We start from the raw sequence: 21,830 nt of genomic DNA, 5'->3' as shown, positions 1-21,830 counted from the left end.
GTCTGTCGACCGCCGCCGCGTTACCAAGCCTGCTGGCTACCGTTTCCCCTGCTGCTCGAACATCCGGCGACACTCGCCAGGAGGATCCAATGACCGTCGATCAACGCTTCGCCCCGCCGTGCACCGTCGCCAGGTGCCGGACGTGTTCTCGACCGCTGGCCGCCCCGGCGCTTCTGATGACGGCCCGATGAGGGCCCTGCTCCGGCTGCGGCGGCCGGCTAGCGCGCGTGGCGGCGGGCCGTCCGCGGCGGCGTCGGACCTGCACGGTCTGGTACACCTGGCCGGCTGGGTCACCACCGGCGCCGTGGCGATCGCGACGGTGGCCGCCGGACTGCCCGCCGGGCCGGTAGCGGGCATCGCCACCGTCGCCGTCACCGTCGTCGGTCTGGCGCTGTGGTGTCTGGCGCTGCTGCCCCGGGTCACCGCGGTGCCGGTGCTGACCGCCGCGCTGGTCGGCACCGGACTGGCCGGGGCGGGGCTCGACGTGCTGCACCCGTCGGGCCCGGGCATCGTGATGATCTGCATGGCGATGGCCGGCCTCGGCTTCGGCGTGCCCCGCCGGCCGGGCCTGGCCGCCGTCGCGGTGATCCTGCTGGCCGCGGGGTGGGCCGACGCCCGCGGCAGCGCCAATCCGCTGGGCGCGGTCCTCGGCCTCGCCGCGGCAGCCGGATTCCTGTACCTGGCCGCCGCCTTCGCCGCGGTGTCCCGCGACGCGCACACCCATTCGCAGGCCCTGCTGGAGCAGGAGGCCGCCACCCGGGCCGCACGGGAGGAGGCCGCCGTCCTCGCCGAGCGCGGCCGGCTGGCCCGCGAGCTGCACGACGTGCTGGCCCACACCCTGTCCGGGCTGGCGGTACAGCTGGAGGGGGCGCGGCTGCTGGCCGAGCGCACCGGCGCCGACCCGCGGCTGGCCGAGCAGGTGACCAACGCCCAGCGGCTGGCCCGTGACGGCATGGTCAACGCCAAGCGCGCGGTGGCCACCCTGCGCGGGGAGGCGCTGCCCGGCCCCGCGCAGTTGCCGGCCCTGATCGAGCAGACCCGGCTGTCCGGCCTTCCGGTGACGCTGACCGTCACCGGCGCACCGCGGCCGCTGCCGAGCGAGTCCGGTCTCGCCGTGTACCGCGCCGTGCAGGAGGCGCTCACCAACGCGGCCAAGCACGCCGGGCGCGGTGCCACCGCGGCTGTCGCGCTCACCTGGACCGATACCGCCCTCACCGCGGCGGTTACCGACGCCGGCGGCGACCGGGTCACCGCCGGTCTGCCGTCGGGCGGCTACGGCCTGGCCGGGCTGGCCGAGCGCGCCGCGCTCGCCGGCGGCCGGCTGGACGCCGGGCCGACCGCCGACGGCTGGCAGGTCACCCTCACCATGCCGATCCCCACCACCACAGCGGAACCGGTTCCACCGCAAGCCCAGGAGGCACACTCATGACGTCCCAGCCGCCGGTCATGCCCGCGATCCGCGTACTCATCGCCGACGACCAGAAGATCGTGCGCGACGGGCTGGCCACGCTGCTCGGCCTGCTCGACGGCATCGAGGTGGTCGGTACCGCCGTCGACGGCGCCGACGCCGTCCGCCAGGCGCTCACCGGCGACCCGGACATCGTGCTGATGGACCTGAACATGCCCGCGGTGGACGGCGTCGAGGCGACCCGGCAACTGGCCGACCGCGGCTGCCGGGCCAGGGTCGTGGTGTTGACCACCTACGCCGACGACGACTGGGTGTTCCGTGCGCTGCAGGCCGGCGCCCGAGGCTTCCTGACCAAAGACGCCGGCGCCGACGAGATCCAACAGGCGATCACCACCGTGGCCGCCGGCCAGGCCCAGCTCGACCCGTCCGTACAGCGGCGACTGCTGGAGGCGCTGGCCGCCGGGGCGAAGCTGGGAGTGGCCGAGCCGGCCGCTCCCGCCACGGTCGACGACGGGCTGACCAGCCGCGAGGTGGAGGTGCTCATCGAGGTCGCCGCGGGCCACTCCAACGCCGAGATCGCAGGCCGGTTGTTCGTTTCGGAGGCGACGGTGAAGACCCACATCAACCACCTGCTGGCCAAGACCGGGTGTCGGGACCGGGCCGCGCTGGTCGGCTACGCCTACCGGACCGGGCGGGTCACCGCCTGACCGACACCCCCGGACGTCGCGATCCGACCCCACCAACCGGCCGGGTTGCGTGACCAGGTGGGAGGAGATTCCCTACCGTAGCTATTCGATCATGTATATTCGCTGGTCAGCGGCGAGCCCGGCGGGTCAGTGTCGACCACGCGGCGCTGCTTGCGGCCAGCGGTCTGAGGGGCCGTCAGCCATCGGCGACGCCGATGTCCGTCGAGAGAGTCCCGCGCCAGCGGGTCAGATGTGAGGAACCATGTCACGCCCACCTCGGGTGTCCTCGGGCACCGCCGATGGCGCGCGCCCGGCCGGCAGGGTCGCGTACGGCATCGACGCCCCACCGGTCGTCGGCGGATTCGTGGCAGCGGGCGTCCTCGGCACGGTCTTCCTGCTGCTGACCGCCTTCACGCGAGCGCATCTGCTGGGTCCGGGCATCGGGTTCTTCGCCTTCGGCTGGCTGACCGCGGCCGCGATGCTGCACAGCTCGCTACGCGGCAAGATCGTGCTGCGGGACCGGGTCCTCGACCGGTTGGCGCTGCGTGGTGACGAGGACGTCGTCGACCTGGGCACGGGTCGCGGGCTGATGCTCCTCGGTGCGCTCCTGCGCGCGCCCGACGGTACGGGGGTCGGTGTCGATCTGTGGCGCTCGGTGGACCAGGCGGGCTCCCGGCCGGAGCGGTTCATGGCGAACGCGGAGACGCTCGGCGTCGCCGACCGGGTCCGCGTCGTCACCGGTGACATCAGCGCGCTGCCCCTGCCGGACGCCTCGGCCGACGTGGTGCTCGCCTGCCTGTCGATCCACAACATTCATGATCGGGACAAGCGCTGCGCCACGATCACCCATGCCGCCCGCGTGCTCCGGCCCGGTGGCCGTCTGGCCGTCATCGACTTCGCCAAGACCGACCAGTACGTGCAGGACGCGCGGGCGGCCGGACTGGTCGACGTGACGCGCAGCCGCCCGACCCCGATGATGTGGCCTCCTGTACGGGTCGTCCTCGCCCGTAAACCGGCTCCGTGACGGACCGCCCTCCGCACATGACGGAGGGCAGTTCCGGAGATGAGTGAGCGCCTCGGCCCGGATGGTCCGAGGCGCTCGCCCATTTCCGCCCCGCTACGCGGGAGGGTCCGTTTCACCCCCGGCCTGAAGGCCGGAGCATTACGGACGATGCCGGTAGCGGGCGCGTTCGCCGAAGCCCGCGGCGGAGACGCTGCGGCCCGACCGGCGCTGGGCCGATCGGGTGGCCTCTGGCCAGCGCATGTCTCCACCCAGGGGTGGAGACATGCGCTATCTGGTCTCCACTTGCGCGCCGATGTCCACGCCGTCCGGAGTGCCTACCGTTTCTCGGCGTCCCCCTCGTGTTCAAGGAGACCCCGATGCCCGTGAACTCCGCCGCCGACCTCGTCCTGATCGTCGCCGCCGTCGCCTGGATCCTCGCCAGGCAGATCCGGCTGCAGCAGGTCAAGCCACGGCTGCTCGTGCTCGCGCCGCTCATCCTGGCCTACTTCGGGCTCCGGACAATGACCGCGCCGGTATGGCACAGCGCCGCCGACATCGCGCTGCTGGCGCTGAGCGCGGCCGTCTCCGCCGCGCTCGGGATGTGGCGCGGCCGCACCATCGCTGTCTGGCAGGACCCGCAGGGCATCTGGTGGCGGCGCGGCTCGAAGCTCACGTTGGCACTGTGGGGCGTGCTGTTCGTCGCCCGCGGCCTGTTCTACCTGGTCGACCGGGTAGCCGGCCACCCAGAGGCCGCCAGCCTCGGCGCCCTGCTGTGCACCCTGGCAGTCAGCTTCGCCGCGCAGAACGCCGTCATCGCGCTACGGATGATCGCCCCCGCCGTCACACCGGCTCCAACCGCCATCCGGTGACCGCGCCGGAGCCGCTCACCCCGTCGTCCACGCCGCACGTCCTGGTCGTGCGGACCTGACACCGCGAGCCATTGCGACCGCTTACCTCCACACCTCGCCGTCCAGCCTACGTGGCCGTACCGAAGTCGACGGTCCGTGGCGTGACCTGCTCTCGGCCATTGCCGGTGATTGTTATCGTGTGCCCGGCGTGGTCAACACGCCGGGGCACCGTGGGAGGCCGTTATGGGCTTGATGGACAAGATCCGAGGCCAGTTCATCGACATCGTCGAGTGGCTCGACGCCAGCCGCGACACGATCGTCTGGCGCTTCCCGCGTCACGACAACGAGATCAAGATGGGCGCCCAGCTCACCGTCCGTGAGTCGCAGGCGGCGGTCTTCGTCAACGAGGGCCAGATCGCCGACGTCTTCGGCCCCGGCATGTACACGCTCGAGACCGCCAACCTGCCGATCCTGTCCGACCTCAAGGGCTGGAAGTACGGTTTCAACTCGCCGTTCAAGGCCGAGGTGTATTTCGTCAACACCCGGCAGTTCACGGACCTGAAGTGGGGCACCCAGAACCCGGTCATCGTCCGGGACGCCGAGTTCGGCGCGGTGCGGCTGCGCGCGTTCGGCGCCTACTCCGCCCGCGTCATCGACCCCGCCAAGCTGCTGCGCGAACTGGTCGGCACCGACCAGCAGTTCCGCACCGAGGAGGTGGAGGGGTACCTGCGGCAGATGATCGTGGGCCGGCTGGCCGGCGCGCTGGCCACCGCCGGAGTGCCGGTGCTCGACATCGCAGCCCACCAGGAGGCGATCGGCGACCGCCTCGCCGGCGTGCTGAGCGAGGACCTCGCGTCGGTGGGCATCGAGATCCCGAAGTTCATCATCGAGAACATCTCCCTGCCGCCGGAGGTGGAGCAGGCCCTCGACAAGCGCACCCAGATGGGCATCGTGGGCGATCTGGACCGGTACACCCGGTTTCAGACGGCGAACGCGATCGAGGAGGCGGCGCGCAACCCGGGCGGCGCGGGTGAAGGAATGGGCCTGGGCCTGGGTATGGCGGTCGGACAGCAGATGGCCGCGAGCCTCAACCGGCCCGCCGCGCCGGGGGCGCCGGCCGCCCCCGCTGCGCCCGCGGGGCCGCCGCCGCTACCGGTGCAGCAGCAGTGGTACATCGGCGTCGGCGGCCAGCAGCGGGGGCCGTTCGACCTGGCCGAGTTGGCCGCGCAGGTGGCGAGCGGCACGCTGACCCCGACGACGCTGGTCTGGACGGCGGGGATGCCTGCGTGGGCACCGGCGCAGCAGGTACCCGAGTTGACGGCCGTCTTCGGTGGCCCGCCGCCGCTTCCGCAGACCTGATCCGGTGAGCGACCAGACGGCTCCGGTGTCGCACTCCTACCCGTGCACGGGGTGCGGCGCCCGCCTTGAGTACCAACCGGGCACGGACGTCCTGCGCTGCCCGTACTGCGGATACTCCCAGCGCGTCGCCGACACCGGCCGGCAGGTGCGCGAGCACTCGTACGCCGAGTTCACCGCCCTGCCACACAAGCCGGTGGCGTCGCTGGGCAAGTACGTCTTCGCGTGCCAGAAGTGCGGGGCGCGCACCGAGAGCGACGACCTGTCGCAGGCGTGCCCGTTCTGCGGCGCGCCGCTGGTCGCGGATACGACGGCGGGCGACCAGGTCGCCCCGGAGGCGGTGCTGCCGTTCACCGTCGATCGCGCCGGCGTGCGCACCGCGGTACGGCGCTGGGTGTCCTCGCGCTGGTTCGCGCCGTCCCGGCTGAAGAAGGTGACCGAGACGGAGTCGGCGGCCGGCACCTACCTGCCGCACTGGACGTACGACTGCCACACGGTCAGCCACTACCGGGGCGAGCGCGGCGAGTACTACTGGGTGACCGAGACCTACACGGAGACGGTCAACGGGCAGACGGTGACCAAGACCCGCCAGGTCCGCAAGACCCGGTGGTGGCCGGCGAGCGGCACGGTGCAGCGCGACTTCGACGACGTCCTGGTGCCCGCCACCGGACACGTGACCGGCAAGCAACTGGACGGGCTCGCGCCCTGGCCGCTGAAGGACGCGGAGCCGTACCAGCCGGACTTCCTCGCCGGGTACCGCACCCTGCGCTACGACACCGAGCCGGAGGCCGGCCTGGAGGCGGCGAAGGCCCGGATGGCGCCGGTCATCGAGGGCGACTGCCGGCGCGACATCGGCGGCGACGAGCAGCGGGTACATACGGTGAACACCAGCTACTTCACCATCACGTTCAAGCTGATGCTGCTGCCGGTGTGGATCGCGTGTTACCTGTACGCCGGCCGCACCTGGCAGGTGCTCGTCAACGGGCGTACCGGCAAGGTGGTGGGGCAGCGCCCGTACAGCGCCGTCAAAATCACCATGGCGGTGCTGGCCGCGCTGGTGGCGATCACCGCGATCATCCTGCTGTACCTGCGATACCGCGGCTGATGCTGCGGGGCCCGGGGTCTGTCCTGCTGATCATCGAAGCCGGTTAAGCAGCGTTCTTCAGCGGCTCGTCCAGCACCACAGGTTCCGCGAACTCACCACAGAGGACGCTCGCCAGAACAACCGATTGGAACGTGTCGGGCTGCCGGTACCTTCACGTCAAAGAAGCTGCCGGTAGCGACCATGTTGGCCGGACCTGACGCTGGTGTCGAAGCCGACCGGTGGCACTCGTGATCCGTAGGTCGAGGGTTCGGTTCCGTCAGGCGGTTCCACTCGAGAAGCCCAGGTCACTGACCTGGGCTTCGCTGCTTCTCACGGTCGACAACCGCGGTGCGGGTGGTGCGGGTTCCGTGGCGACCCTGCGGAGACCGCCAACCGTCCACGAGTGGTACCGGGGGACCGGCCGACCGGGGGACCGGCCACCGGGCGACAGCCGACCGGCCGACAGGCTGACCGGTTGGTTGCCGGGCGACGGCGTGGGCGCTGGCGACTGGTGGCGATGAGTGCCTGGTCAGAGCGTCGCCGGTACCCGAGTGGCCGGGATCCGTACACCTGACGGTTTCAGCCGTTAGTGTCTCTTGACGCAAGAAGATATTTGACATTTGATAAAACTCCCCTGAAGGAGGCAACCGTGAAGCGTTCGTACGGGATCGGTGTGGCAGCGTTAGCTGCTGTGGCGTTGGGACTTGCGGCCTGCGGTGGCGGCAGCGACGCCAAGTCGGGCGGGCATGCGAGCAAGCAGCCTGTGGTCAACGTCAACTACCTGACGTCCTTCAACACGTTCGGGCGCGACGCCTATGCCTACGTCGCCCAGGAGAAGGGCTACTTCGAAGAGGCGGGGCTGAAGGTCGACATCAAGCCCGGTACGGGCACGGTCGACGTGCTCAAGCTGATCGCCTCCGGCCGTGCCGACTTCGGCATCGGGGACTTCACCACCACCGTCATCACGGCGGCCAACGAGTCGCTGCCGGTCACCACGACCGCGATGATCCACCAGAGCTCTCTGGCGGCGATCATCAGCCTGGAGGGCCAGGGCATCACGAAGCCCGCCGACCTCGAGGGCAAGAAGATCGGCGACCAGCCCGGCTCCACCAACCAGGTGATGTTCCCGGTCTACGCGCGCGCCGCCGGCATCGACGCATCCAAGGTGCAGTTCGTGCCGGGTGCGCCCCCCGCCCTGCCGCAGTTGCTGGTGGCCGGCCAGGTGGACGGGATCGGCCAGTTCGTCGTCGGCCAGCCGCTGATCGAGAAGGCGGCCAAGGGCAAGAAGGCCGTCGTGCTGCCCTACGGCGACCTCGTGCCGGACCTGTACGGTAACGCCCTGGTCACGTCCAGGAAGTTCGCGAGCGAGAAGCCGGACGTGGTCAAGCGGTTCAACGAGGCGCTGCTGAAGGGCCTGAAGTACTCCATCGAGCACCCGGACGAGACCGGCACCATTCTCAAGAAGTACCAGCCGACCCAGGACGCGCAGGTGGCGGCCGCCGAGGTCACCGCGATGGCGTCCTACGTGAAGCCCAGGAGCGGCGCGGCCGGGGAGATCGGCAGCGTCGACCGGGACCGGGTCGAGAAGATCGTCAAGCTTCTCGTCGAGGCCGGCTCGCTGAAGCAGAGCGTGCCCGCCGACGACGTGGTCAGCTTCTCCCTCGCGCCCGGCGCGAAGTAACTCCATCGAGGCTGAGATGATCCGTATCGAAGGGGTCAGCCAGGTCTTCGAGGGGAGCCAGGGCTCCGTCCACGCCCTCGACGCGATCGACCTGGAGGTCCGCGAGAACGAGTTCGTGACGCTGGTCGGCAGGTCCGGTTGCGGCAAGTCCACCTTGCTGCGGCTGGTGGCGGGTCTCCAGCGGCCCACGTCGGGCCGGGTCCTGGTCGCCGGCCAGGAGGTCACCGAGCCCCGCCGGGACGTCGCCTTCATGTTCCAGCGTGCGGCCCTGCTGCCCTGGCGGTCGGTGCTGCACAACGTCCTGCTGCCGGTGGAGATCCTGGGCCTCGACCGCAAGCAGTCCACCACGCGGGCTCACGAGCTGCTGGAGCTGGTGGGTCTGGGCGGCTTCGAGCGGCGGCTGCCGCACGAGCTGTCCGGCGGGATGCAGCAGCGGGTTTCGCTGTGCCGGTCGCTGATCCAGGAGCCGAAGGTCCTCCTCATGGACGAGCCCTTCTCCGCACTGGACGCCTTGACGCGCACCGAGCTGTCCCAGGAGTTGCAGCGCATCCAGATGGAGCAGTCGACGACGATCCTGTTCGTCACCCACTCCATCGACGAGGCGGTGCTGCTGGCCGACCGGGCGGTCGTGCTCAGCCCCCGCCCCGGGCGGCTGCGCCGCATCGTCGACATCGACATTCCCCGGCCGCGTTCGCTGGGGCACAACGCACACGCCGACGAGGTCGCCCGGTGCAGCGCGGAGCTGCACGAGCTGCTCATGGCCCAGCCGGAAAGGACGGCATGATGGCGGTACTGGAGGCGACCCGGCAAGGCTCGCGTTCCCGGTCCGCGGTCGCGCGCGGCCGCATCTCCGGCTGGGCCCTGCCGACGGCCGGTGGGATCGTCGTCATAGGTCTGTGGTGGCTGGCCACCGTGGTCTTCGACATCGACCGGTTCCTGCTGCCGTCGCCGGTCGACATCGCCGGCTCGCTGGCCGAGCAGCGCAGCTACCTCCTGGAGCAGACCTGGGTGACGCTGGTGGAGACGGTGGAGGGCTTCGGGCTGTCGGTGCTGGTCGGCGTGCCTATCGCGATCGTCATCGCCAGCTCGCGGCTGCTCGAACGGACCATCTACCCGCTGCTGCTGGCGGTCAATTCGATACCCAAGATCGCCATCGCGCCCATCCTGGTGGTGTGGATGGGCTTCGGCCAGCTACCCAAGGTCGTGATGGTCTTCCTGGTCTGCTTCTTCCCGATCGTCATCTCGACGGCCACCGGCCTGAAGTCCACGCCCACCGAGCTGGTGGAGCTGGTCCGGTCGCTGAAGGCATCGTCCGGCAAGACCTTCCTCAAGGTGCGGTTCCCGTACGCGCTGCCGCAGGTGTTCGTGGGCCTGAAGGTGGCCATCTCCCTGGCCGTCATCGGCGCCGTGATCGGCGAGTTCGTCGGGGCCGACGCGGGACTCGGCTACGTCATCGTGCAGTCCGGTGCCAGCGCGGACACGAGTCTGGCTTTCGCCGCGATGGTCCTGCTGGGAGTGATCAGCATCGCGCTCTTCTACGGTCTGGTCGCCCTCGAGCGCCGTCTGCTTCCCTGGGCGGAGCAGAACCAGTGACCCGACATCCGGCGTCGCTGCGGACCGACTCGAATCGAAAGGGACACGCCATGGCAAAGGTGAGGAACGCCCGAGGGCTCTCGCCGGACGTGGCCGGGCCGCGCCATCGAACCCTGGCGGAGACCGCGGCGGCCGAACTGCACCAGATGATCATGTCGGGGGAGCTGCCGCCCGGATCGCCGTTGCGCCTGGTCGAGCTCGCCGAGCAGTTGGGCATGAGCAACATGCCGGTACGGGAGGGGCTGCGCCGGCTCGAGGCGCTGGGAATGGTGGAGATCATTCCCCACAAGGGTGCCTGGGTGCGTGAACTGTCCGAAGAGGATCTGCTCGACACCCACCAGACCCGGCTGGCCCTGGAGACGCTGGCGGTGCGGATGGCGGCGGAGCGGTTCACGGCGGCGGACGCCGAGGCCGCCGTGGCCGCTCTCGACGAGCACGCCCGGCTGTCCCAGTCGGGTCAGGAGGTGGCGGCCCGGCGGGCGCACACGGAGTTCCACTTCGCGATCTACCGGGGGAGCGGGTCGGTGTGGTTGCCGAGAGCGATCGAGCCGGTCTGGGAGAACTACGAGCGCTACCGGTTCGCCGGAAGCCTGACACCGGCCCGGCTCGAGCAGATGCGCTGCGAACACCAGGCGATCCTCGACGCGTGCGTCGCACACGACGTGGCGGAGGCCGAGGCCGCACTGTGCCGTCATCTGGAAGGGGCCATGGAACGCATCACCAGGACGATGAAGGACCGGATGAAGGCGTCGGAGAAGCTGCGCGGGGAGGCCCGCTCGTGAAGGCGACGTTCGACGCCACCGGCGACGTCATCGTGGTGACCGGAGGGGCCCAGGGCATCGGCGCCGCGATCGCGACGGCCTGCGCCCGCGCCGGTGCCCGGGCCGTGGTGCTGGACGTGGCCGAGCAGGCGCCGGCCCTGGCGGACACCCCGCAGGTGGAGCTGTGCACCGTCGACGTGAGCGACCGTGCGGCGGTGTTCCGGGCCATCGACGGTGTGCTGGAGCGGTACGGGCGCATCGACGGCCTGGTGGCCGGGGCGGCGGTACAGCCGCGCACGCCGGTGCTCGACACGCCGCCGGAGGAATGGTCGCGGGTGATGGGCGTCAACCTCGACGGCGTGGTGTGGGTCTGCCAGGCGGTCGTGCCGCACATGGTCGCCCGGCGCAGCGGTTCGGTGGTCGTGTTCACCTCCGGGATGGCCCTGACCGGCTTCCCCGGCGCCGCCGGCTACATCGCCAGCAAGGCCGCGCTCATCGGGTACGCCAAGACCCTGGCGGCCGAGGTGGCCGAGCACCGGGTCCGGGTGAACGTACTGGCCCCCGGCGTGATCGACACCGCCCAGTTCCGGGCCGCCAACGAAGGCGCCGACCTCAACCACTGGCGCAGCACCACCGGGATCGGTGCGCCGGAGGACGTCGTCGGGCCCCTGCTGTTCCTGCTGTCGGACGCCGCCAGCATGACCGGCTCGCAGCTGACCCGCGAACGGGTCTTCGAACGGCTCGCCGACTACTGAGCCGTCGCGGGCTGCTGAGCCGTCGCGGACTACTGAACGAGGAGAACTGATGGAAGGCGTACATCCTCCCGAGAGGATCACCGTCGCCTGGCTGGTGGATGCGGCCGACGCGATCTTCCGTGCGGCCGGGCTGGCCGGACCGGCCGCACGGACCGTCGCGGAGTCGTTGGTCGACGCCGACCGGCGGGGCATCCCGTCGCACGGCGTCATGCTGGTCCCGATGTACGTCGAGCGGCTGCGGCGAGGCTCGGTGAGCACGGCGGACACCGCGGAGGTCGTCTCGGACCACGGCGCGGTGGCCGTTCTCGACGCCCGTCACCAGCTGGGTCAGCTCAGCGGCGACCAGGCCATGCGGATGGCCGTCACCAAGGCCAAGTCCTTCGGTATGGGTGTGGTCGTCGTGCGGCACGCCTTCCACTTCGGCGGCGCGTTCCGCTACGTCGAGGCGGCCGCCCGGCAGGGCTGCATCGGGGTCGCGGCCGCCAACACCCGGCCCCTCATGCCGGCCCCCGGTGGCGCCCGGGCCGTGGTAGGCAACAACCCGATCGCCTTCGGCATCCCCCGTCACGGCGAGCCACTGATCCTCGACATGGCGTTGTCCGAAGCCGCCCTCGGCAAGATCAGAATCGCCGCGGCGGAAGGCCGGCCCATCCCGTCGACGTGGGCTACCGACGCGGCGGGCAGCCCCACCGCCGACCCGGTCGCAGCCCTGGCCGGCATGCTCCTGCCCGCCGCCGGGCACAAGGGTTACGGCCTGGCGTTGATCGTCGATGTGCTCACCGGCGTGCTGTCGGGCGGGGCGTTCGGCGCCGCGGTCCAGGGTCTGTACGCCGACACCGGCACCGTCAACGACTGCGCGCACTTCTTCCTGGCCCTCGACACCGCCGCGTTCGGCGATCCCGGCGACTTCGCCGACCGCGTCGAGCAACTGGCGCGATCGGTCACGGAATCACCGGCGGCGCCCGGGGTCGACCGGGTGCTGCTGCCCGGCCAGCTCGAGCAGGAACGGTACGCGGTGTCCGCGACCGACGGGGTCGTGGTGGACCGCTCCGTCCTGCGCGCGCTGCAGGAAACGGCCGACTCGCTGCAGGTCGTGCTGCCACCAACCGACCAGCCCCAGCCCGCCGGAGCGGCCTCGTGAACACCGAACTTCCCGTCGCGATCGTCGGTGCCGGCCCGGTCGGGCTCATCACCGCCCTGGGACTGGCCCACTACGGCGTCCCGGTCGTGGTTTTCGAAGAGGACCAGCAGCTGTCCCTGGACACGAAGGCCGGCACGATCCTCACCCGCACGCTGGAGGTCCTGCAGCGCTACGGCGCGGTGGACGAGGTGCTCGCGGCGTCCCTGCGTATCGACGAGATCGGCGAGCTGGACCGGGAGACCAACAAGCCGACGCTCACCCTGCGCACCGACTGCCTCACCGACGACACCCGGTTCCCGTTCGTCATCAACATCCCGCAGCACGAACTCGAACCCGTACTGCGGGACGTCCTCGACCGCAAGGCGCCGGGGGCGCTGCACATGGGGCACCGCCTGCTCGGTTTCACCGAGCGCGACGACCACGTGGAGCTGCGCCTGGCCACCGGTGACGGGGAGCGCCTCGTCCCGGCCCGGTACCTGCTCGCCTGCGACGGCGGCCGCTCCCAGGTCCGCGAGCAGCTGGGCATCACGGTGGAGGGCCGGACGCTCGAGGAGCGCTACATGCTCGTCGACCTGCGCGCCGACCTCGACGTGGGCAACCCGCGGGACTACCCCTACCTCGCGTACTTCGGTGACCCGACCGAGTGGATGATCCTCGTCCGGCAGCCGCACTGCTGGCGCTTCCTCTACCCGTTGCCTCCCGGGCAGGCCGAGCCGACCCGCGACGAGCTGCGTGACAAGGCCAGGCGCTTCATCGGCGACGTGGACGACCTCGAGGTGCTCGGCACCAACGTCTACAGCGTCCACCATCGGGTGGCCGGCCGTTGGCGTGACGGCCGGGTGTTCCTGATGGGTGACGCCGCCCACCTGATCACCCCGATGTGGGCACTCGGCCTCAACACCGGGGTGCTGGACGCGTCGAACCTGCCCTGGCGGCTCGCCTGGGTGCTGCGGGGCTGGGCCGACGAGTCCCTGCTCGACGGGTACGAGACGGAGCAGCAACCGGTCGCCGTCCAGGGCTCCGGGGAGATGGCGGAGGCGGCCCGCGCGTACATGAGCCGCCGCGCCGACCTGGCGGGCGCGATGACCGCCGGGGACTGGGGGAACGTCTACACCCGGGCGCTGCTCGGGGTGACCCTGGACGTCGAGGGGGCCGGCGACTGGTCCATGGTGAAGACCGGCGACGTCCCGGCGCCCGTGCGCCCCGGCGACCGTGCCCCCGATCTTCCCCTCTTCGGTCCCCACGGTGCCGTGCACCTGCACGATCTCACCGCGGACGCCTTCGTCGCCCTGTACTTCACCGACACCCGCCGGCGCCCGGTCATCCCGGCTTCCTCGGCGCCGCTGCGGCACTTCGTGGTCAGCCGCTGGGACGCCCCGCACGACTCCGGACTGCGCGGCCAGGCCCTGTTCGACCCCGGCGACCGGGTGCGCCGCCGGTTCGGCATCACCGGGGACGTCGTGGTGCTGCTGCGCCCGGACGGCCACGTCGCGGCCATCGCGCCGTACGGGCCCGCCGTCGGCGACGTCGCCACGGCGATGTACCGGCGCATCGTCGGGACGCCGTTCGGCGACGCGACCGCGACCGCCAACCCCCACCTTCGGTAAAGGAGAGTCACATGGCACGTGGAGATGTGGTAACCGGACCGGACGGGTCGCAGATCGTCCTCGGTGACGTCGGCCAGCGCGTCGTGTTCGAGAACGACGAGGTCCGGGTCTGGGAGATCACCCTGGAGCCGGGGCAGCAGCAGCCCTGGCACGAGCACCACAACCCGTACCTGGTCATCGCGGTGCAGGAGGCGGACAACCGCATCGACCCGCTCACCGGGGGCGAGCCGCGCCTGGTCCACGAGCCCGCCGGTGGCGTCGTCTACCGCGAGCCGGGTGAGGTGCACATGCTCACCAACCGCGGCACCACCATCTACACCTCCCGGCTGGTCGAGCTCAAGTGTCTCGGCGAGAACCGGACCGGAGGGGGCGACCGTGGCTGAGAACGGGCCGACCGGGGATATGACCGAGGCGGAGTGGGCCGCCAACCTGTCCGAACCCGCCGCGTACTCCGGTGAGACGGCCGACCGTTCGCGCGAGCGGGACGTCGCCGGTCCCGACGGTGAGGTGCTGGGCCGGTTCCGCGAGATCATGGTCCAGACCGGTGACCTGGCGTGGGTGGACAAGACCCTCGCCGGCCTGTCGCACAAGATGCTCTGGCGCGACGACGAGACCGGGGCGTCGATCGCGCTCGTGCGGTTCGAGCGGGGCAGCGGGATCCCGTCGCGGCACTCCCACGCCTCCAACCAGTTCATGTTCTGCCTGTCGGGCCGTTACACCTACGTCCCGACCGGCATCACGCTCACCCCGGGTTCCTTCTACTGGAACCCCAAGGGCAGCCTGCACGGGCCCACCTTGGCCGAAGAGGAGTCCGTGCTGCTGGAGGTCTACGACGGGCCGCACTACCCCACCCAGCCGGAGTGGTACTCCAGCCCCGACGACGCCCGCTGAACGCACGTAACCCGCAGGAGAACGAGAATGCCCAAGTCCCAGGTCGTGTCCCCCCGGCTCGCACCGCCCAACGGCCACTTCGCCCAGGCCACCGTCGCCGAGGCGCGCGGCCGTCTGCTGTTCATCTCCGGCATGACGGCCCGCAACGAGAGCGGCGGCGTCACCGGGGTCGGTGACATCTCCGCCCAGACCCACCAGGTCTGCCAGAACCTCAAGGCGGCCGTGGAGGCCGCCGGAGGCACGCTCGACGACATCGCCCGCGTCGACGTCTACGTGCGCAACATGGAGGACTTCGACGCGATCCACGCGGTGCGCCGGCAGTACTTCACCGGCGGTGCCCCGGCGTCGACCATGGTCGAGGTGTCCAAGTTCGTGAACAAGGACTACCTGATCGAGATCAACGCCATCGCCGTCCTCGCTGCCGAAGGCGAGTGACCGGATGAAACTGGCTCGGGCGAAGGTGGACGGGGTCTGGCGCGCCGTCGCCGTGATCGACGACGGGGCGGCCGTGGCGCTGCTCCCCGACGAGCTGGGCGCCGTCGACGACATCGTCCGTGGGGGCGGCCGGGCGCTGGCCGCCGCCGCCACGGCGGTCGGGACGGCACCGGTGGTCGACGCGTCGGCGGTGACCCTGGGCGCCCCGCTGACCCGGTTCAACCGGGACCTGCTGTGCACCGGCTGGAACTACTGGGACCACTTCGAGGAGTCGAAGGGGCTGCGCGAGGGGCAGGACCCGCCGGAGCGGCCGGAACACCCGACCTTCTTCACCAAGGGCCCCGACACGGTCATCGGTCCCTACGACGACATCGCCTGGGACCCCGCCATCTCCCAGAAGTGGGACTACGAGGCGGAGGTCGCGCTGGTGATCGGTACCGAGGGCCGTTCCATCCCCGAGGACCGGGCCTGGGAGCACGTCATGGGCCTGTGCGTCGTCAACGACGTCTCCCAGCGGGACCTGCAGCGCGCCCACGGCGGGCAGTGGCTCAAGGGCAAGAGCATCGACGCCACCATGCCGCTCGGGCCCTGGATCACCACCGTCGACGAGGTGGACATTTCCGTGGGGCTGCGGATCCAGTGCGAGGTCAACGGCCGGTTGCTGCAGGACGCCGACACCAGGCAGATGGCCTTCGACTGCGCGCAGATCATCGCCGAGCTGAGCTGGGGGATGACGTTGCGGCCCGGGGACGTCGTCCTCACCGGTACGCCCAGCGGCATCGGCAATGCCCGTACGCCGCAGGTCTTCCTGACCGACGGGGACACCGTCGTCACCCGGGTGAGCGGGCTGGGCGAGCTGCGCAACCGGGTGAGCCGGACGGTGCTGAGTTGAGTGGGGCGAACCCCGGACGAGGAGGGGCAGCGGTGTCCAAAGTAGATATGCACGCGCATCTGGCGCCGGTGGTGGACCCGGCGCACCTCGATCCCGTACTGGGGATCGCCGAGCGCGACGGGCAGCTCGTCCTGGACGGGCACGCCGTCGGCCCCCGGCCGCTCTACGACGCCGGTGCGCTGTGCGACTACCTCGACCGTGCCGGGCTCGACGAGGCGGCCGTGTCGGTACCCCCGCCGTTCTTCCGCCAGCACCTGGGCGCCGGGGTGCGTCCCCGGTGGGTGTCCCTGCTCAACGAGGGCCTGCTCGCGGCCACCGGCGCGCACGCCCGGCTGCTGCCCCTGGCCTACCTCCCGCTGGAGGATCCGGACGCGGCCTGCGCCGAGTACCTGCGGGTACGCGGCGAACCGCGCTGGGCGGGCGTGGTCGGATCCGCCGCCGGCGCGTCGGTCTCGCTGGCCTCGCCCGACCTGGAGCCGCTGTGGGACCTGCTGGCGGCCGACCGCCGCATGCTGCTGCTGCATCCCGGCACCTCACCCGACGCCAGGCTCGAGGAGATGTACCTGGCCAACCTCCTGGGCAACCCGGTGGAGACGGCGGTCGCGGCCGCCCAGCTCGTACTCGGTGGCGTGCTGACGCGCCACCCGGGTATGCGGGTGGTGCTCGTGCACTGCGGCGGCTGCGTACCCACGGTCGTCGGGCGCTGGACGCGCGGCGTGGACACCTCCCGCCCGGGGCTGGTCCGGCAGGTCGAAGACCCGCGGGCGGCCGTACGGCGGCTGTGGGTGGACTGCCTCGCCCACGATGCGGCCGTCGTCGATCTGGCCGTGACGACGTTCGGCGAGGACAAGCTCGTCCTCGGCAGTGACTGGCCCTTCCCCATGGGTACCGACGACCCGCAGTCCCTGGTCGACCACCTCCCGGCGGCGCTGCGCATCCAGGTGGCGACCGGGAACGCCGCCGCCGCCCTGGGCCGCACCGCACGGACGGTATGAGCGATCAGGCGTCCGTGCGGGTGGCGGCGACCTCGGCCTCGCTGCGCAGGATGCAGAACTCGTTCCCCTCGGGGTCGGCGAGTACCACCCACCCGGTGCCGTCGGGGTTGCGCCGGTCGTCGACCTGGGCTGCGCCGAGCGCGACGAGCCGCGCCAGCTCCTCGTCGCGCGTACCCTCGCGGGGGCGCAGGTCGAGATGGAGCCGGTTCTTGACCTGCTTCCGCTCCGGGACCTCGATGAACAGCAACCGGTGCCGTCCGTCCGGAGAGAGGATCATGCACTCCTCGTGGCCGGGCTCGTTGGGGTCGTCCGGGTCCTCGCTGTAGTCCAGTACATCCCGCCACCAGGACGACAAGGCGTAGGCATCGAGACAGTCGACGGTGGTGTGGGAGATGAAGGACGCCATCCACTCAGATTAAGGTGCTCACCGAACGCGAGGAGAAAGCCTCCGTCGCGACCGCCTCCGACGAGGCGTACTCCAAACCGCACATGTTCGCGTGAACCTGTGTCAGGCAGTGGCGAAAGTGGACATGTTTGTCCCCGCGGCTCCCAGCCCTGAGCAACGCCTGTGGCGCGACAGCGATAGAGTCGCTGCGGTGACGAGCACCGAAATCGAGATCACTGCGGATCTGATTGTCGAGTTGCTCCGCGAACAGCACCCCGATTTGGCGGACTTGCCGCTGAGGTTTGGTGCCATTGGCTGGGACAATCAGTTGTGGCGGCTCGGTGACGACCTCGCGGTCCGGCTGGCCTGGCACACCCTGGACGAGGACGAGTTGCTCCTCAAGGAGCACACCCTGCTGCCGGCCATGGCGCCGCGCCTGCCCCTGCCGATTCCTGTTCCGCAGCGTCTGGGCCGGCCTTCGGAGCGGTTCCCGCGCCCCTGGATCGTCACCACCTGGGTCGCCGGTGAACCTGCTGACCGCGCCCCTGCGACGCGCGGCGCCGAGGCAGCCGAACTCCTGGCAGCTTTCTTGACAGCCTTACATCAGCCCGCGCCTGACGACGCACCTGTGGGCCGGCACCGCCGAGGTGGGCCACTGGCCGCTGTGAGCCAGGGCGTCGCGCAAATGCTGACGGAGACAACCGAGCGGGGGTTGATCTCCGACCCGGATGCCTTGCGCGAGGTCTGGGATGATGCGGTGACCGCGCCCGCCTGGATCGGTCCGCCGACATGGCTGCACGGCGACCTGCACCCGGCGAATGTTCTGACCAGTGACGGCAACTTCTGCGGCGTGGTGGACTTTGGCGACATGTGCGCAGGGGACCCGGCCTGGGACCTGGCCGGCGGCTGGCTGCTTCTGCCCGACGGGGTTATCGACCGTTTCCATCAGGCCTACTCGCCGGGTGCTGATGCCGCGACTCTGCGCCGCGCTCGCGGCTGCGCGTTGGGCAAGGCACTCGCGTGCCTGCTCATCGGCGACAACGGAGTCCATGGCCGGCCCGGCGGGAAAACCACGTGGGCTCCGCCGGCGGCCGCAGCCCTGGAACGGCTCGCTGCGACCCGCGCCTAGCGCTCAAGTCTTCGCGGCCGTAGGACAAGCTCGGCGAGAGGACGTCGCACACTACAGAACCACCGTGGACGCTGGGGGCCTGAACTGGACTGCGCGGTTGCGGGTCGGGCTTGGCACTCGCATCGTCATCGTTCGGCTGAGCCTCAGCCGTTGCGTGGGGGCTCGATCTCGAGCTGCCCGATCAGCTGAGGGCTGATCGGCGGCACCAGCAGCACGTCGGCCGTGGCCGGGGCTGACTGCATGTCGACGACTATGTAGCCGGAGCCGAGCTGGTCGGACAGGGACGCGTGCGCCGCGTCGGGGTACGACCTGCTCCGCAACGCCGCCGAGCAGCGGTCGGCCCGGGGGATTGCCGGCGCGGTGGGCCGGCCGGGACGATCATCGATGTGGACAGCATCACCAAGCGCCGGCTGGGCGAGGCCACGATCGACGAGTTGGCCCGCCGGTCCCTCGGTGCCGGCGTGACCGGTGTGGAGGAGCTGTCCGGCGGGACGTTCAACGCGGTGTACGGGGTGACGCTCGCCGACGGCCGGCGCAGCGTGCTCAAGGTCGCGCCGCCGCCCGAGCTGGAACTGCTGACCTATGAGGCCGACCTGATCCACGCCGAGGCGCTGTTCTACCGCAGCGCGGCGGGCGCCGGGGTACCCGTACCGGAGGTGTACGCGGCCGACCTGAGCCGGACGCTGATCTCCAGCGAGTACGTCTTCGTGGAGTGGCTGCCGGGCGGCCGGCTCGCCGACCTCGCCGCGGACCTGACCCCCGACACCGACGCCGGGATACGCCGGGAGCTGGGCCGGATCGCCGCACGGTTGCACACCGTACGGGGGCCGGCGTTCGGGTACCTGCGCCGCGACGGCCGTACCCGCTCGCCGCGCTGGCGGATCTCGTTCCTCGCGATGGTCGACGACATTCTCGCCGACGCCCGGCGCCTCGGCGTCGACCTGGGCGTACCAGCCGACCGGGTCGCCGCCTCGGTGCACCGCCACGCCGCGGTCCTCGACGAGGTCGACCGGCCGGTACTCGTGCACTTCGACCTCTGGGACGGCAACGTGCTGATCCAGCCGGACCTCGGGGTGGCCGGCCTGATCGACGGTGAGCGGGCGTTCTACGGCGACCCGTACGCGGAGTTCGTGTCGCTTGCGCTGCTGCGCGACGTGGCCGAACTGCCGGACCTGATCGACGGGTACGCCGCGTGGGCCGGTCACCCGGTCCGGCTGGACGGCGCCGTCCGTACCAGGCTGACCCTGTACACCGCGTACCTGTACCTGCTGATGCTCACCGAGGGGCCGACGCGGGGATACGCCGGGGAGGGGTACGACGCGTTCCTGGCGGACCTTCGCGGCCGCCTCGACGGGCTGCTGAGCGCGCTGTGAAGTCTCCGTTGTGGAAGTCTCCTTTGTGGTGGAAACGCACCCGATCGAATGACGCAGCGCGCACAGGTTGAGCCGGTACTGTTCCGCCCGTAACGATTCGCCAGCCGGATTGGGCCGTACGAGGAGCGTCGATGAGTGCCGTGGGCAGCGGTATGGGGTCGAGGCGGTTGGGCGTGACCCGGTCGACCGCCGGCGACGGCGTGATCCGTCTGATCGTCAGCGGCGAGGTCGACATCGGCACGGTCGACCAGCTCCGTGACGCGATCACCACGGTCCTCGACGAGCCCGGCGTCGGCGGTCTGCTGCTGGACTTCGATCCGTTGCGCTTCCTTGACTCGAGCGGCATCGCCGCCCTCATCGCCGGGTACCACACGGCCCGGCAGCGGGGGGCCGGCTTCGGCGTGTGCAACTGCCACGGCACGGTCCGCAACGTGCTGGAGGTCACAGGCGTGTACGAGGTGCTGGCGGCCGGAGATCAGGCGTAGCGAGCCCGGAGATCAGGCGTGGGGAGTGGCGGAATAGGACGACCCCCGGGGTTCCGCGCTGTCGCACGGACCGGCTGGACAACGGCCGGACCCCGGGGGTCGGGTAACTGCCTGGTATTCGCCGAGCCGCCGTACGGTTCGGCTACGAAAAGCCAGAGGACGGCGACTAGCGGACAGTCACCTCACGAGTCCAAGCACTACACAACTTTGGACCACCTCCCTTCACGTGTACGCCAACCATATGAGGTGCCCGGACGACCCGCAACGGTTTTACGCCACACGTACGCTGGGCTGATGCCGGAGGGAGGCACGTGAAGCTCAAGCTCGACCTGCACGACATCTACAACCGCAACGACGACATCGAGCGGGCGTTGAACGGGATCATCGCCGAGGCGGTCGCGAAGAAGGCCACCCTCGTGGAGATCATCCCGGGTAAGGGGTCAGGCCAGCTCAAGAAGCGGGTCCTGCGGTTCCTGGACCAGAAGGAGATCAAGGCCCTGTACCACCGGGTCGAGAAGGACTCCAAGAACTTCGGGCGCCTGTTCGTGCACTTCAAGTGGAAGTGACGCCTAAACCGGCCCTGACCTGCGGTGGAGGTCCTCCGAAGGCGCTCTAGGCCGTCTCCAGGCCGGCACGCTCGTCCGGGCCGTCGGTGAACGCCCGGTCGATAGCGCGGCGGGTGCGGTCCTCGCTGGTGGGCAGCAGGTGGGTGTACGTGCGCAGCGTCAAGCCGGGGTCGGCGTGCCCGAGGTAGGCGGCGAGGGCCTTGACGCTCTCGCCGGCGTCCAGCAGCACCGAGGCGTAGGTGTGCCGCAGTACGTGCATGCCGTTGCGCCGGCTGTCCTCGATCCCGGTGGCCGCCAGCGCGGACCTCCACGCGGTCTGGTTGAACCCGGAGCGCTTCACCGTTTGCAGATCGGCCGTGTACAGGTAGAGCATCACGGTTCTGGGCTTCCCGGTCGAGCTACCCCACGGCAGCGTGATCGGGATCGGCGGGAACTGTTCGGCGTGAGCTTCCAGCCGCCGGATCACCGAGTCCGGCAGCGGCACCTCACGGATTTCGCCGCCCTTAGGGAACGCGAAGATCGGCTTTCCGCGCACCATCTTGATCTGCCGGGCGACGTGCAACACCCGGCGTTCGGAGTCGACGTCCCGAGACCGGACAACGCCTCGTGTTGATTGTCGGGCTCCGCTCGACGCTTCTATGGCCTGTCAAGCGCTGCGGCGGTTTCCATCAACCGGAACAGTCGGCGCGCGGTGTAGCGCTTGAGACAGCGGCGGATCTCCGGGTCGCTCTTTTGTTCTGCCCGTCGGCGGTCGAC

25 protein-coding genes are annotated in these 21,830 nt (G+C 70.5%); 22 read left to right on the top strand and 3 right to left on the bottom strand.

Annotated elements, in window-relative coordinates; genetic code table 11:
- Positions 1-187: 187 nt before the first annotated feature.
- The 18 genes from ACNTMW_RS27610 (at position 188) to ACNTMW_RS27525 (ending at position 17,136) form a co-directional block, all read left to right on the top strand.
- Positions 188-1,429 (top strand): sensor histidine kinase, encoded by a 1,242-nt coding sequence (locus ACNTMW_RS27610; protein WP_426636788.1) that lies wholly within the window; start codon positions 188-190, stop codon positions 1,427-1,429.
- Entirely contained in the window at positions 1,426-2,115 is a 690-nt protein-coding gene (locus ACNTMW_RS27605; protein WP_426636786.1) for a response regulator, read from the top strand. The genes ACNTMW_RS27610 and ACNTMW_RS27605 overlap by 4 nt, the downstream gene beginning before the upstream one ends.
- A 241-nt stretch (positions 2,116-2,356) precedes the next feature.
- Positions 2,357-3,118, top strand: a complete 762-nt coding sequence (locus ACNTMW_RS27600) for a class I SAM-dependent methyltransferase (protein ID WP_426636785.1) — start codon at positions 2,357-2,359, stop codon at positions 3,116-3,118.
- Positions 3,119-3,474: 356 nt separating this feature from the next.
- A complete protein-coding gene (locus tag ACNTMW_RS27595; RefSeq protein ID WP_426636783.1) occupies positions 3,475-3,966 on the top strand; it encodes a hypothetical protein in 492 nt (163 codons plus the stop codon).
- A gap of 231 nt (positions 3,967-4,197) precedes the next feature.
- Positions 4,198-5,304, top strand: a complete 1,107-nt coding sequence (locus tag ACNTMW_RS27590; RefSeq protein WP_426636782.1) for an SPFH domain-containing protein — start codon at positions 4,198-4,200, stop codon at positions 5,302-5,304.
- Between the two features lie 4 nt (positions 5,305-5,308).
- Positions 5,309-6,406 (top strand): hypothetical protein, encoded by a 1,098-nt coding sequence (locus ACNTMW_RS27585; RefSeq protein ID WP_426636781.1) that lies wholly within the window; start codon positions 5,309-5,311, stop codon positions 6,404-6,406.
- 670 nt (positions 6,407-7,076) lie between these two features.
- Positions 7,077-8,066 (top strand): ABC transporter substrate-binding protein, encoded by a 990-nt coding sequence (locus ACNTMW_RS27580; protein WP_426636780.1) that lies wholly within the window; start codon positions 7,077-7,079, stop codon positions 8,064-8,066.
- 16 nt (positions 8,067-8,082) lie between these two features.
- The gene (locus ACNTMW_RS27575; protein WP_426636778.1) at positions 8,083-8,850 is read left to right on the top strand and encodes an ABC transporter ATP-binding protein; all 768 of its coding nucleotides are present in this window, start codon (positions 8,083-8,085) and stop codon (positions 8,848-8,850) included.
- Complete coding sequence (locus ACNTMW_RS27570) at positions 8,847-9,659, top strand: ABC transporter permease (RefSeq protein WP_426636777.1); 813 nt, start codon at positions 8,847-8,849, stop codon at positions 9,657-9,659. Before ACNTMW_RS27575 ends, ACNTMW_RS27570 begins: the two co-directional genes overlap by 4 nt.
- A gap of 50 nt (positions 9,660-9,709) precedes the next feature.
- Positions 9,710-10,441 carry a GntR family transcriptional regulator gene (locus tag ACNTMW_RS27565; protein WP_426636776.1) on the top strand — a complete coding sequence of 244 codons (732 nt, stop codon included), beginning with the start codon at positions 9,710-9,712 and terminating at the stop codon, positions 10,439-10,441.
- The gene (locus ACNTMW_RS27560; RefSeq protein WP_426636775.1) at positions 10,438-11,175 is read left to right on the top strand and encodes an SDR family NAD(P)-dependent oxidoreductase; all 738 of its coding nucleotides are present in this window, start codon (positions 10,438-10,440) and stop codon (positions 11,173-11,175) included. Before ACNTMW_RS27565 ends, ACNTMW_RS27560 begins: the two co-directional genes overlap by 4 nt.
- A gap of 49 nt (positions 11,176-11,224) precedes the next feature.
- The gene (locus tag ACNTMW_RS27555; RefSeq protein ID WP_426636774.1) at positions 11,225-12,316 is read left to right on the top strand and encodes an Ldh family oxidoreductase; all 1,092 of its coding nucleotides are present in this window, start codon (positions 11,225-11,227) and stop codon (positions 12,314-12,316) included.
- Positions 12,313-13,923: an FAD-dependent monooxygenase gene (locus tag ACNTMW_RS27550; RefSeq protein ID WP_426636773.1), complete on the top strand. Its 1,611-nt coding sequence runs from the start codon at positions 12,313-12,315 to the stop codon at positions 13,921-13,923. Before ACNTMW_RS27555 ends, ACNTMW_RS27550 begins: the two co-directional genes overlap by 4 nt.
- Before the next feature lie 11 nt (positions 13,924-13,934).
- Entirely contained in the window at positions 13,935-14,306 is a 372-nt protein-coding gene (locus tag ACNTMW_RS27545; RefSeq protein WP_426636771.1) for a cupin domain-containing protein, read from the top strand.
- Positions 14,299-14,814, top strand: coding sequence for a cupin domain-containing protein (locus tag ACNTMW_RS27540; RefSeq protein ID WP_426636770.1), 516 nt, complete (start codon positions 14,299-14,301; stop codon positions 14,812-14,814). Before ACNTMW_RS27545 ends, ACNTMW_RS27540 begins: the two co-directional genes overlap by 8 nt.
- A 27-nt stretch (positions 14,815-14,841) precedes the next feature.
- Positions 14,842-15,249, top strand: coding sequence for a RidA family protein (locus tag ACNTMW_RS27535; RefSeq protein ID WP_426636768.1), 408 nt, complete (start codon positions 14,842-14,844; stop codon positions 15,247-15,249).
- 4 nt (positions 15,250-15,253) lie between these two features.
- Entirely contained in the window at positions 15,254-16,141 is an 888-nt protein-coding gene (locus ACNTMW_RS27530) for a fumarylacetoacetate hydrolase family protein (RefSeq protein WP_426636767.1), read from the top strand.
- Positions 16,142-16,173: 32 nt separating this feature from the next.
- A complete protein-coding gene (locus ACNTMW_RS27525) occupies positions 16,174-17,136 on the top strand; it encodes an amidohydrolase family protein (protein WP_426636766.1) in 963 nt (320 codons plus the stop codon).
- Between the two features lie 4 nt (positions 17,137-17,140).
- Here the strand turns inward: ACNTMW_RS27525 and ACNTMW_RS27520 are convergent, their stop codons facing one another.
- Positions 17,141-17,542, bottom strand: coding sequence for a VOC family protein (locus ACNTMW_RS27520; RefSeq protein WP_426636765.1), 402 nt, complete (start codon positions 17,540-17,542; stop codon positions 17,141-17,143).
- A 190-nt stretch (positions 17,543-17,732) separates the two neighbouring features.
- Here ACNTMW_RS27520 and ACNTMW_RS27515 point away from each other — a divergent pair, with 190 nt between their 5' ends.
- Entirely contained in the window at positions 17,733-18,650 is a 918-nt protein-coding gene (locus ACNTMW_RS27515; protein ID WP_426636764.1) for an aminoglycoside phosphotransferase family protein, read from the top strand.
- 143 nt (positions 18,651-18,793) lie between these two features.
- Here the strand turns inward: ACNTMW_RS27515 and ACNTMW_RS27510 are convergent, their stop codons facing one another.
- Positions 18,794-18,970, bottom strand: coding sequence for a hypothetical protein (locus tag ACNTMW_RS27510; protein WP_426636763.1), 177 nt, complete (start codon positions 18,968-18,970; stop codon positions 18,794-18,796).
- A gap of 66 nt (positions 18,971-19,036) precedes the next feature.
- On the opposite strand from ACNTMW_RS27510, the gene ACNTMW_RS27505 reads away from it, so the two are divergent.
- The 3 genes from ACNTMW_RS27505 to ACNTMW_RS27495 all read left to right on the top strand — a co-directional run bounded on the left by ACNTMW_RS27505 (position 19,037) and on the right by ACNTMW_RS27495 (position 21,074).
- A complete protein-coding gene (locus ACNTMW_RS27505) occupies positions 19,037-20,023 on the top strand; it encodes a phosphotransferase family protein (RefSeq protein WP_426636762.1) in 987 nt (328 codons plus the stop codon).
- A gap of 131 nt (positions 20,024-20,154) precedes the next feature.
- Complete coding sequence (locus ACNTMW_RS27500) at positions 20,155-20,508, top strand: STAS domain-containing protein (RefSeq protein WP_426636761.1); 354 nt, start codon at positions 20,155-20,157, stop codon at positions 20,506-20,508.
- A 311-nt stretch (positions 20,509-20,819) separates the two neighbouring features.
- The gene (locus ACNTMW_RS27495; RefSeq protein WP_426636760.1) at positions 20,820-21,074 is read left to right on the top strand and encodes a Smr/MutS family protein; all 255 of its coding nucleotides are present in this window, start codon (positions 20,820-20,822) and stop codon (positions 21,072-21,074) included.
- A 46-nt stretch (positions 21,075-21,120) separates the two neighbouring features.
- On the opposite strand, the gene ACNTMW_RS27490 is transcribed toward ACNTMW_RS27495, so the two are convergent.
- Complete coding sequence (locus ACNTMW_RS27490; RefSeq protein WP_426636846.1) at positions 21,121-21,714, bottom strand: tyrosine-type recombinase/integrase; 594 nt, start codon at positions 21,712-21,714, stop codon at positions 21,121-21,123.
- Positions 21,715-21,830 lie beyond the last annotated feature (116 nt).

The organism is Planosporangium spinosum, from assembly GCF_049999945.1.
GTDB classification, from domain to species: Bacteria; Actinomycetota; Actinomycetes; order Mycobacteriales; family Micromonosporaceae; genus Planosporangium; species Planosporangium spinosum.
Note: the sequence above shows the minus strand (reverse complement) of the source record. Positions and strands in the feature narration are given on the sequence as shown.

Bases quoted from the DNA above. Each gene is read 5' to 3' on its own strand.
- ACNTMW_RS27555 (WP_426636774.1), top strand. From the start codon at position 11,225: ATGGAAGGCGTACATCCTCCCGAGAGGATCACCGTCGCCTGGCTGGTG.
- ACNTMW_RS27570 (WP_426636777.1), top strand. From the start codon at position 8,847: ATGATGGCGGTACTGGAGGCGACCCGGCAAGGCTCGCGTTCCCGGTCC.
- ACNTMW_RS27575 (WP_426636778.1), top strand. From the start codon at position 8,083: ATGATCCGTATCGAAGGGGTCAGCCAGGTCTTCGAGGGGAGCCAGGGC.
- ACNTMW_RS27545 (WP_426636771.1), top strand. From the start codon at position 13,935: ATGGCACGTGGAGATGTGGTAACCGGACCGGACGGGTCGCAGATCGTC.
- ACNTMW_RS27610 (WP_426636788.1), top strand. From the start codon at position 188: ATGAGGGCCCTGCTCCGGCTGCGGCGGCCGGCTAGCGCGCGTGGCGGC.
- ACNTMW_RS27600 (WP_426636785.1), top strand. From the start codon at position 2,357: ATGTCACGCCCACCTCGGGTGTCCTCGGGCACCGCCGATGGCGCGCGC.
- ACNTMW_RS27530 (WP_426636767.1), top strand. From the start codon at position 15,254: ATGAAACTGGCTCGGGCGAAGGTGGACGGGGTCTGGCGCGCCGTCGCC.
- ACNTMW_RS27500 (WP_426636761.1), top strand. From the start codon at position 20,155: ATGAGTGCCGTGGGCAGCGGTATGGGGTCGAGGCGGTTGGGCGTGACC.
- ACNTMW_RS27605 (WP_426636786.1), top strand. From the start codon at position 1,426: ATGACGTCCCAGCCGCCGGTCATGCCCGCGATCCGCGTACTCATCGCC.
- ACNTMW_RS27590 (WP_426636782.1), top strand. From the start codon at position 4,198: ATGGACAAGATCCGAGGCCAGTTCATCGACATCGTCGAGTGGCTCGAC.
- ACNTMW_RS27565 (WP_426636776.1), top strand. From the start codon at position 9,710: ATGGCAAAGGTGAGGAACGCCCGAGGGCTCTCGCCGGACGTGGCCGGG.
- ACNTMW_RS27595 (WP_426636783.1), top strand. From the start codon at position 3,475: ATGCCCGTGAACTCCGCCGCCGACCTCGTCCTGATCGTCGCCGCCGTC.
- ACNTMW_RS27535 (WP_426636768.1), top strand. From the start codon at position 14,842: ATGCCCAAGTCCCAGGTCGTGTCCCCCCGGCTCGCACCGCCCAACGGC.
- ACNTMW_RS27520 (WP_426636765.1), bottom strand. From the start codon at position 17,542: ATGGCGTCCTTCATCTCCCACACCACCGTCGACTGTCTCGATGCCTAC.